This is a genomic window from Phenylobacterium sp. (assembly GCF_004799515.1).
GTDB lineage: Bacteria > Pseudomonadota > Alphaproteobacteria > Caulobacterales > Caulobacteraceae > Phenylobacterium.
Genome location: NZ_SSMX01000011.1, coordinates 1 through 10,315, shown reverse-complemented (window position 1 = coordinate 10,315; position 10,315 = coordinate 1). Strand labels below are relative to the sequence as shown.

The window sequence follows — 10,315 nt, the reverse complement described above, 5'->3', positions numbered from 1 at the left end:
TCTATGTCGATCCGCCGGCCCACGCCGTGGTGCTCAGCGTCGATGAGAAGTCGCAGATTCAGGCCTTGGATCGCACCCAGCCCGGCTTGCCGCTGAAGAAAGGGCGGGCCGGAACCATGACCCATGACTACAAGCGACACGGCACGACCACCCTGTTCGCCGCCTTAGACGTGCTGGAAGGCAAGGTCATAGGTCCTGCATGCAACGCCACCGGCAGTTTATCCGCTTCCTGAACGCCGTCGAACGTAAGGTCCCAGCCGGCAAGACCGTGCACGCCATCCTGGACAACTACGCCACCCACAAGCATCCCAAGGTGATCGCCTGGCTGGGCCGCCATCCGCGGTGGACGTTCCATTTCACGCCCACCTCGGCCAACTGGCTCAACGCCGTCGAGGGCTTCTTCGCTATCCTGACCAAACGCCGCCTCAAGCGCGGGGTCTTCAAGGGTGTCGTCGATCTTCAGGCCGCCATCAACCGCTTCGTCGTCGATCACAACCAGCAGCCCAAGCCCTTCGTCTGGACCGCCGATCCCGACAAGATCATCGCCACCGCAGCCCGTGGGCACCAAGTGTTGGATTCAATCCACTAGGAAGTGTCTGCTAATTCAATGACGGCCGCTGCTGAGTTGGGCAGCTGCGTGCATGGCCCGGATGATCTCGATGTTTCGACCGGCTCCGAAGTTTACGGCAAGGGACCGCGACTAGACTGGGCCTTATGCTGCTTCGAAAATTTGTCCCAGTTTGTGCTGCATTCGCCATGATGTCCACCGCCGGGAGTGCGGCGGCCGTCGACGACCTCAGAGCCGCCAAGGCCGCGATCGAACGCGCCAATCTGGACTGGCTCGTCGCTATGCAGACCAAAGACGCCGAGCGCCTGGCGGCGCCCTATTCGGAGCGGGGTGTCTTCGTTTTGGGAAACGGCCAGGAAATCATCGGACGCCCGGCGATTGTCGCCTTCTATCGCGATCGTCTGAGTGGCCCAGGCCAGGTCGTGAGCGGTGGGATCCATCACCAGGGCATGACCGTGGCGCAGGATGGGCTGATCTATGAGTGGGGCCACGGCGGCGCGACCACCTTGGATCCCTCAGGTCGCAAGATAACCTCCGATGGGCCCTATCTCACGGTCTGGAAACGCGGTGCGGACGGATCCTGGAAAATCGTCCGTAATCTGGTCTTCTGAGGCCTGATCGAGCGCTCGACCCTGGCGCGCGACAAAGCAACCGCGGCGACGGTGGAAGAGCGGTTCAGGGACGCCGCAACTTTCCCCAAGTGCGCGCCGTCGGGAGGCGGCAAGGTGCGGCGGGTTGTGAACGTGGCGAAGGAGTTGGTCGGATGTCCCCCGCGGATCGGTGGGGCTATCGCGTATTTGGCTTGGCGGGGATTGCGCTGGGCAGCGTTGGCCTTGCCTGGGACGACTTCGCCTTGGTGTGGCAGCCGGTCCCGAGCGGGGTCCCGGGTCGGTGGATCCTGGCGTACGTTGTTGCGGGCTCGCTGGTGCTGGCGGGCGCCGCCGTCCAAAGGCGGCGGACGCGCGCACTAGGCCTGGCGGCATTGTCGGTCCTCTATGCGCTGGGCGTCGTGGCGCTTCACCTCCCGAGGATATTCGGCCATCCTCAGGTCTTCGCCGCCTGGTCCGGCGCGGCGGAGCAACTGGCCCTCGTCGCCGGAGGTCTTGTCGCCATGTCGTCGATCGCGGCGACCGGCGTCGCGCAGTCCCAACGCCTTTTCACGGTAGGGCGTTTGGCGTTTGGCGTCTCACTGCTGGCGTTCGGTCTGGCGCACTTCGTCTACCTTTCGGCCACAGCTGACCTCGTGCCAAAGACACTGCCGCCCGGCCCGGTCTTCTGGGCGCTGGCCACCGGTGTGGCGCACATGGCCGCTGGACTTGCGATCCTGTCGGGCGTGCTGGCCCGTATGGCGGCGTGGTGCCTCACAGGGATGTTCATCCTGTTCGGCCTTGTGGTGCACGCACCGACCTTCTTTACCGCGCCGCTCAGCCACATGACCTGGACGGCCAACGCCATGAACCTCGCCCTGATCGGCGCGGCCTGGGTTATCGCCGACGCCGTCTCGGAACGACGAGGACCCGGCGCGTCTCAGCGGACAGAACGCCGCGACGGCGGCGCGCAGCCTGCTGAGAATTCCACGCTCTCGCTCAGAAGAGAACTTGCCACTGAGCCAGGGCGTCCCCGACTGCGCCGAGGCGCCCTAAGGCTGTCCCGGGCTGGGGCGGACAATATCTGAACCCGGAGACTCCATGACGCGTGCCACCCTACTGGCTGCAGCCCTATTGGCGCTCAGCGCCGCATCATCGCCGGCGTTCACCGCGGACAGCGCCGATCCGCCGGTCCCCGCGGCAGTGTTCACCGACCCGCCGATCGACCCTGCCCACCCTCCGCGAATGGACGTCCTGCACATCCCGAGCGGCGGCGTGCAGATCAACGGGGTCATCTACCTGGCCGCCGGAGCCGGCCCCCACCCCACGGTCATCTTGCTGCACGGCCTGCCCGGGAATGAAAAGATGCAAGATCTTGCCCAGGCCATCCGCCGCGCCGGCTGGAACTGCATCGCCTTCAACTATCGCGGGTCCTGGGGGAGTCCAGGCGCCTTCAGCCTCGAGGGCAACATCGTCGACGCGAAGGCCTTGCTGAGCTTTGTCCGCGATCCAGCCAACGTGGCGGCCTTCCAAATCGACACCCGCAAACTGGTCCTCGCGGGTCACTCCATGGGCGGCTGGGTCACGGCCCTGACCGCGGCGCAGGATCCGGGACTCGCCGGAGCGGTGCTGATCTCGGCGGCCGACATGGCCGGACACGGCGCCACGCCAGCGGTCAGGCCGCGGGTGGTCAAGTCGATGGAGTCGGAAATGGAGAGCCTGGCGGGGACCTCTCGGGAGAAGCTGGCCGATGAGATCATCGGCGCCTCGCCCCGGTTGTCGTTCAATGCGGCGGTGGCCAAGGGGCTGACGGACAAGCCTCAATTAATTCTGACGTCGAACGATGGCTTGGCGCCGGACGCCGAGGGGCTCGCGTCGAAAATCCAAGGTGACGGCGGGACCAGGGTTAGCGTCCATCACGAGGCCACCGACCATGCCTGGAGCGGCATACGGATCGCGCTTGAGGCCACGGTGATCCGTTGGCTGCAAGGCCTGACCTAGACGCACGGCCCTCGACATTCATCCCGGGCCGAAATCACCGGCTTTCCTTCCATCACCTGGGTTTAGCCATGGCGACGGGCGACGAACTCCTTGAGGCCGTCTCGGCCGACACCATCAGCCACGAGTTGAAACGCGCCGCCAAGCACAGCCTGCCGCTCGGCGCGCCCTGCCTCAACTGCCACACGCCTCTGACGGGCCCCTGGTGCGCCGCCTGCGGCCAGCGGGGCGAGAAGTATAGCCGCTCCATCTGGCGGCTGACGACGGAAGCGATCGAAGGCCTGACCGACCTCGACGGCCGTCTTTGGCAGACCGTTCCACGCCTGATCCTGCGGCCGGGCCGGCTGACACGGGACTACCTCGATGGCCACCGGGCAGTGCAGGTGTCGCCGTTCCGCATCTTCCTCCTGGTGCTGCTGCTGGTGTTCTTCGCGGGCGGAGAAAGCCTCAACCATGACACCCAGGCCGCGAACCAGGACGCCCGACCTGGCGCCCCGAACGCCCCGGCAGCCTCGACACACGGCAACAAGGCCGGATTCCGGTACGCGCTGACGCAGTTTCGCGACGTGAAGGACACCGACATTAACGGGGTGGGCCTGGAAACGCCCGCCGCCCGCGCCTACTGGGCCGGAAAACTCAGAAAGGCCGCGGCCAATCCCGACGCCTTCATTGCGTCAGCCTCGGAGTGGGCGCACCGGCTGGCCGTGGTCATGTTGCCGATCGCGGCCCTGATGTTGTCGGCGCTGTTCCTGTTCAAAAAGAATGTCTACGTCTTCGACCACCTGATCTTCTCCATGCATTCCCTGTCGTTCCAGGGGCTGCTGCTCTCGGCGGGGTTCGCAGGCGCGACCGCGTCAGCTGCGGCTTGGAACGTGCTGTGGGTCGCACCCGTGCACCTGTTTTTCCATATGCGTGGGACCTATCGCACGAGCGTTGTGGGCACGCTTCTGCGCATGCTGGTGCTGTTCTTCGCGTCTGCGGTCCAGTTCGGCGTGATGATCCTGGCGATGGTGATGCTGGGATTGGCGACGTTCCAATAACCCTGCGAACCTCGCGGCGAGGCGGGGCGCCAATTCCGGCGACGAACCGACGACGTGACGCGTCAAAGGGCGGAGACAGGCCGGACCGCTGGGTTGGCCACCGATCGGAACAGAAGGCCTGTGCCAGCGGAGCCAGCGCACCATCCACGCCGACGATGCGGAACATCATTCAGGGCCTAGATCGCCCGCTGGGAAGAAATTCTGTCCTGACATGCCAACGGTTGCGGCGCCTGCGACTTGCCCAACCGAGAAGTCCCCCGAATGCGGACTGCCCCGCCATCGGCCTGTCCCATGTCGGCGCGCAGCCTTAGGCGCACGCACGAAATAAGAGCTAGGCCAATCGATCGCGATGGCCAGTTCGTCGAACGGGCCCAGGCCGGTCTGGCCGCCGATCCAGAGCGGCAGACCGCTCTGCGCCAACTGGACAACCAACGGATCCTAGCCGCCTCCGCTCGGCACGCCCACGAGGTAGGTCCAATCGTCCTCGCGAACCGCAGAGGCGACCGCCTCCTGTCGTCGCCGATCTCCGGCATCGAGTTTCCCTGGACGGCGCCGCCCGTCGTCGTTCTCGGCGCTCCCCGCTCCGATCACGCCAGTTCACTGTGCAGATGTTTTTCGCCAGACGATGTCCTCGCCTTCGCGACGATCTATGAAACCCGTGACCCTGCCATCGGCGTCGCGCTGGAACAGCCGCCTCACGCGGGGTTGACCTTGGGTGAAGAGCACGTCCGGCGCCTCGGCCAGCAAGGAGTTCATGGGGCCGCCAGGACGGCCGGCCAAGAGGTGGTCGCCCTCCCGCCGGATCACATAGGTGAGGTCATTTCCGGCCGCGTAGGTCCCGACATAGGCCTCCAGCGCCGCGTCTGGGAGCTGTATGGCAGGCGGATCGACAGCCACAACATAGACGTGGACCATCGCAAGGCGCCAGACGCCCTTCATCCGCTGCCACGTCTCGCTCATGAGATAGTCGGCATGCAGCTGGAGTCCGTGGAAGTCCTCACGTTCGTCATCCCGATGGATCACCAGGGCCGTGTCGCCAACGCGGGTCAGACGGTAGTTCACGATGGTGAGGTGGCCGCTCGCGCCCGGGGGCAGCGGCTCCAAGCTCTTGAGATAAGCGGTGCGGCCCATCACCGCGCCGTTCTCATCGATATAGACGGCTCTCGGCGCCAAGGTCTTTTCCCAGATCCCGCGCTCCCCGGGTGCAATGGCGTCGAGCAGGGCTTGGTCCTTTGCTCGAAGCGCGACGGCAAGGGCATCGTTAGGGAGCGGGGGCGCAGAACCGGCGGCGACAAGGGCTAGAAACACGGCGGCAAGGGGCATGCGGCGACTGTCGCCGCGGGCCGCCGAGCCCGTCTTGAACGAATGTGACGCCAGTTAGGATCGGATGCTGTGCCGCCGCTGTGAATGGGCTTAGCCTCGGCGCATGATCCACGACGCTGAAGGCGGGCCTGGCCAGCGAGCGCACGCGACGACCCGATCCGCGCGCCGAAACGTCCGCTATGGCTTTGACCGCCTCGGACCTGAGCAGCATCGGCCACGCCACGCCCACGACGCGGCCTATGCCACCCTGGTGCTCGCGGGCGCATTCCACCAGACCGGCTATGGCGGCCGATACCGAGTGGAGGCAGGGGACATTGTGGTGCAACCCACACTGGACCGTCATGCCGACCATATGATGAGCCGCGGGGTCGATCTTGTCCGGCTGCCTTGGCGCTTCGACGCGGGCGCCGGGGGTGTCTGGCGAGGCTGCAACGTAGAGGAAATCTATCGTGCTTCGCAATCCGACCTGAAGGCGACTCTCGGAATCTTGTGCGGTGAACTCACCGCTGATCGCGCATCATCACCGATCCTCGAGCATTGGGCCGACCGGTTCTTCACGGATCTTCGGATGACCCCAACATTGCGCGTGCAGACCTGGGCCGATGCGCACGGACTAACGCGGGAGTGCGTCTCTCGGAACCTTAGGCGAGTGTACGGTGTCTCACCGGCCGAACTGCGGAGCGAATTGCGGACGCGCACGGCGTGGCGGCTCTGTATTGAGACTGGCGAACCCCTTGCAGCGGTCGCAATTGAGACGGGATTTTCCGATCAAGCGCATATGACACGCGCAATGCGCCACCTGACAGGCGCGACCCCAGCCGCCTGGCGACGGTCGCACTTTGGGCCGATGGCCGCGACCGAAGCGTAACTGCGGCCGACGAAGACCAGTCTGACAACGACCTAGTCGGCACATAGTCCAGTCAACTACGAAACTTCTATTATAATTCCAGCGACTTAAGCCGAGTGTGTAAGTAGTGTGTAAGAGATTTCAGCGTATTGCTTGGACTCCCGATTGCCATTGAGAATTCAGAGTAGGCGCCCACGCGCGTTGGCATCCGCCCAGTGCGGGGCGGCGCGCCCTCTGCCGCGACCTTATCGGGTTTGTTGCTGCGGTCTGGTTCAGGTCAGATCAGTCCTGAAGTCGCGATCTGAGAATCCGCAGGCTGCGGTGGGAGTGCGCGCAGCTGGACGTCGTGCATCCAAATCGCCTGCCGCAGCCGCGCGGCCAGCAGGGCCGCTCTGTCCGGTGCTGCCGTCTCGAATTCAACAATGGACGTGGCCCGCCGCTCCGACCGGTCATGGCGCACCGAAATCAGCGCGACCGGCTGCAGCGCGACGACATTGAAAATGCGCACCAGGCCGTCCGGGATCGGCGTGGAGGCTGAGCCGGTACCGGGCCTCACGCATGGGCTGGAGCGAGGCTGTAAGTGGCCGCGCTCAGCAGTTCGCCGTTGGCGAAGGCCTGCAGTTCCAGGCTGTCCGGACCCGCGGTCAAAGTCAGCCAGATCAGCTCCTTGGCGGGAGACGACGGCCAGAACGCCGCGATGGCGGCCTCGACCTCGCAAAGGCCGGCCACGCCCTCCGCGCCGTGCAACTGGGCTCGGATCAGATCCGGCTCAGGGTGCTTGCGGGTCGCATGGCCGAAACGCTGAGCAGCCTCGGCGGACCGCCCCAGTAGTTGTTCCAGGTTCGGCGAAGCTCAGCCAAATGCTGCCGTGCAAGCTCCCGTACGCGATCATCCAGTTCTCGTGCATCAACCGGCTGATGTGTCCGCATGGAGCGCTCCGGGATGGAAACTCCGCAATCTCATCACTGTCAAAAGCGGCCGCCGAAGCAGGTCGTCGTAATCAACACATTGAAAACAGCGATGAATTTGCGTTCGACTGGGCCCACTTCGCGCCACCATCTGATCTGCCCAGGGCAGGACGGACGCCGGTTGTCCCATCGGTGCTGACAGGGCGAACGACGACACCTTCGCCAAATCTGGAGCGCGCCCAAAGGCCGTCGCGCGGCCCCCTCCCGGCAATATTCGACAATCACACCACGGCGTGCGCCTGTTTACGCCGCGAGCCGCGAAGCGCCGCGCCGAGGCCCCCGAAGCCTACCAACATTAGGGCCCAGCTGGCGGGTTCGGGAACGCCGCCGGCAGTCGCGACGCTGACATTGTCCAGGCCGATGAATTCCTGCCCGGTATTGCCCACGATCGAGATGACCGTCGAGGTCGAGGTCGCCGTGAAATTGAGAGTCTCCGGCGTCCAGAACGTCCCGTTGGCGTTCGTTCCGCTGGCGCCATCAAAGCTGAAGGTATCCGAGGTTGAGCCGGCGCTGGCCGTCGCCGAAATCGGGCCCCCGAAAATCCCAGAAGATCCCTGTGCTCCCAGGTCGAAAGTCAGTGCATAGGATTGCCCAGAAACGGTGGTTAGCGTCTGGCTGACGCCGGAGAATGGTGTCTGGTCCGTGGTGCCCGTCAGATCGAGGAAATCGTTTCCGAACGGAGTGTAGAGGCCGTACGCGCCGTTGCCGATCCAGATAATGTTATGGCCGTTGTCCGTCGTGCTGCCATCGTTGTTGATCACCGTCCAGCCGGTGATCTGCGTACTGCCGATCGAATAGTCCCCGCTGCCAGGCGCCGGCGGACCATTTGTCTCGAAACCGCCATTCGTGACCACACTGGCCCCGGCGGAGGTGGCGATAGCCATTGCCACCGCCGTTGCGAGGAGAAGATTGGTTCGACGCATCGGTAGTCCCCTTCAAAATCCGGCCCGCGCGGCGCGCCCAGATCGCGGCACATCGCGCGATTTCCGGCGACCGTTATGGGTCAACGGCGGCGTCCCGTCGTAAGTCAAACGAACTATGTCTTGATATTATCTAGCGGCGAGGCGGGGTGCGCTCCGGCGCTCACGCCAGATCGGCGCAGGCGATCCGCGTCATCAGCCGCATCAGTTCACTCTGCCGGTTGGTCCCGGTCTTCTCGAATATGTGGCCGAGATGCACTTGGAGGGTGCGGCTGCTGATCCCGAGCCGCGCGGCGGCCTTTTTCGGATCGGCGTCCTTGAACAGCGCCGCCGACACCTTGGCCTCGGCGGGAGTGAGGGCGAAGAGGTCACGAAGCTTCTGTTCGGAAAGGGCGATGCTGGCCCCTAGGTCGGTCACGCAGACGATAACCGTGCGACCGCTGGCGAAAAGCGGCGCCGTTCCGGCTCGAACCGGCGCGACGGTCACCGAAAGCGGCGTGGGGAGGGTCGGCGAGGCCAGCGCCATGGACCCTCCGGTGCGCCGAGCTGTATCGCGAGACGCGGCCGCGCCTATCAAGGCCGCGAGACGATTGGCCGCTTCTGCGGCCGTTGCGGAAAGGCGTCCGCCGATGATCGCGACCCCGGCGCCGGCGCGGGCGAGCGCCTCGCCGGCGGGGTTGACCCGTTTCACCCGACCTTCCGCGTCGAGCAGGAAGAGGCCGTGGGGAGACCCGTCGAAAACGCTGGCCGCGCCTTCGCTCAATTGGGCGCCATCGGCCAGCTTATCGCTCAGATTGAAGGCGCGGATGAGATGGGGATGCAGCCGCGTGGCGATCTCGATGTCCGGGCGATCGAACTGCCCGCGCGGTTCGGGGCGGTTGATATTCAGGGCGCAAACTTCCTGGTCGATCGCCGCCAGACGGATCATCAGCACCGAATGGATCTCCATGGGGCGCAAGAAATCGTTGTAGTATTCACTCCGAACGAACGCTTCCTTCGGCATCCAGTCTTCGTCGGTGAGGATGCGCGGCGCCCAACTCCTAAGGAACGCGCCGGGATCTGCGACCTTCAGGAGCACGTTCTTATCGGCATAGTAGTCGTTATAGATGGACTCCACGGCCGGGTCGTACCGCGTCCCCACGCCGGAAGCGCTTCCGTCGACGATATTGTGCCGCGAAAGCAGCCCGCTCGTGCCGCCGATCATGTCGGCGAAACGCTTCAGTGTCGGAACCCAGAGAGCCGGTTCGACGGCGGCGCTATAGAGCAGGTCGAGGAACTCGCACTCTTCACGCTGATCCATCGCCGATTACTCTTATCCGTCAGATTTTTCCGCGATGGGTTGCAAGGATTATGCCGCTGCGTTCGACGTCAGAAGAGGTCAACCGCCGATCGAATGCAACTTTGTCCGCGTGGTGAGCGCGGGAAAAATACGGAGGACAGCTTTGAGGGTCCGTCTCTGCCGTGGATCAGGACCTAACAGGCTGTTGAAGACCCCCATGGCCGGCATGGATTGGGCATGATTCAATTCTTCCCGGCAGCAGTCGGTTGGGCCATTGCTTATGCGCAGGGCGGACCCATGGCTGGCGGAGTCTAGCCGGCATCGGCCTGGCGGCCGCAGCGATCCTGGCCGCCGTACCAACCGCGATCTTTTTCGGGATCGAAAAGCAGAAATACGACCGTGAAAGCAATGAGGATGACGCGTGAGCGAGCGTGCGACGGTCAACCCATGCGGCGCAACCGTTGGCGGCCCGCCTAGGCCGGCGCCTACCATCCTTCGTAATCGAAACGGATGCACCTACGGCCCCAACCCCGCCGACTGGCCGCAACCTCAAGAGGATGAACGACTGATTGGCAAACTGTACTCGCCTATCAGGGGAGTCTGTTTGATCGACCCAAATATCTAGATAACGTTAGTACTTGGTAACAAACGGGCAATCAGCAGGGGTGCTGGGCTGCCGTCACGCGTGGCTCACTTTGGAGGGGTCGATCATGGTCAGGCTTTCGAAACTCGCATTGCTGTTCGCCTCGGCAGGCGCGGTCGCCTTCTGTGCGACGGCGGCGTCC

General features: G+C 64.4%; 10 protein-coding genes and 1 pseudogene. 6 read left to right on the top strand and 5 right to left on the bottom strand.

Annotated features, from left to right (window positions below):
* The 5 genes and pseudogenes from E8A49_RS05460 to E8A49_RS05440 all read left to right on the top strand — a co-directional run.
* A pseudogene (locus E8A49_RS05460) lies at positions 1-589 on the top strand (IS630 family transposase); the annotation flags it as partial.
* 167 nt (positions 590-756) lie between these two features.
* Complete coding sequence (locus tag E8A49_RS05455; protein ID WP_293377280.1) at positions 757-1,179, top strand: SgcJ/EcaC family oxidoreductase; 423 nt, start codon at positions 757-759, stop codon at positions 1,177-1,179.
* Positions 1,180-1,331: 152 nt separating this feature from the next.
* A complete protein-coding gene (locus E8A49_RS05450) occupies positions 1,332-2,243 on the top strand; it encodes a DoxX family protein (RefSeq protein WP_293377277.1) in 912 nt (303 codons plus the stop codon).
* Between the two features lie 13 nt (positions 2,244-2,256).
* Positions 2,257-3,156: an alpha/beta hydrolase gene (locus E8A49_RS05445; RefSeq protein ID WP_293377274.1), complete on the top strand. Its 900-nt coding sequence runs from the start codon at positions 2,257-2,259 to the stop codon at positions 3,154-3,156.
* A 68-nt stretch (positions 3,157-3,224) separates the two neighbouring features.
* A complete protein-coding gene (locus E8A49_RS05440) occupies positions 3,225-4,193 on the top strand; it encodes a DUF3667 domain-containing protein (protein ID WP_293377271.1) in 969 nt (322 codons plus the stop codon).
* Between the two features lie 597 nt (positions 4,194-4,790).
* Here the strand turns inward: E8A49_RS05440 and E8A49_RS05435 are convergent.
* On the bottom strand, positions 4,791-5,516 hold the full coding sequence (locus tag E8A49_RS05435) for a DUF4440 domain-containing protein (RefSeq protein ID WP_293377268.1): 726 nt from the start codon (positions 5,514-5,516) through the stop codon (positions 4,791-4,793).
* A gap of 103 nt (positions 5,517-5,619) precedes the next feature.
* On the opposite strand from E8A49_RS05435, the gene E8A49_RS23150 reads away from it, so the two are divergent.
* Positions 5,620-6,384, top strand: coding sequence for an AraC family transcriptional regulator (locus tag E8A49_RS23150; protein ID WP_366928792.1), 765 nt, complete (start codon positions 5,620-5,622; stop codon positions 6,382-6,384).
* A 256-nt stretch (positions 6,385-6,640) separates the two neighbouring features.
* Here E8A49_RS23150 and E8A49_RS05430 read toward each other — a convergent pair whose 3' ends face one another.
* The 4 genes from E8A49_RS05430 to E8A49_RS05415 all read right to left on the bottom strand — a co-directional run bounded on the left by E8A49_RS05430 (position 6,641) and on the right by E8A49_RS05415 (position 9,551).
* On the bottom strand, positions 6,641-6,871 hold the full coding sequence (locus E8A49_RS05430) for a hypothetical protein (RefSeq protein WP_293377265.1): 231 nt from the start codon (positions 6,869-6,871) through the stop codon (positions 6,641-6,643).
* A 44-nt stretch (positions 6,872-6,915) separates the two neighbouring features.
* On the bottom strand, positions 6,916-7,110 hold the full coding sequence (locus E8A49_RS05425; protein WP_293377262.1) for a hypothetical protein: 195 nt from the start codon (positions 7,108-7,110) through the stop codon (positions 6,916-6,918).
* 442 nt (positions 7,111-7,552) lie between these two features.
* Entirely contained in the window at positions 7,553-8,254 is a 702-nt protein-coding gene (locus E8A49_RS05420; protein ID WP_293377259.1) for a PEPxxWA-CTERM sorting domain-containing protein, read from the bottom strand.
* Between the two features lie 160 nt (positions 8,255-8,414).
* Complete coding sequence (locus E8A49_RS05415) at positions 8,415-9,551, bottom strand: hypothetical protein (RefSeq protein WP_293377256.1); 1,137 nt, start codon at positions 9,549-9,551, stop codon at positions 8,415-8,417.
* Positions 9,552-10,315 lie beyond the last annotated feature (764 nt).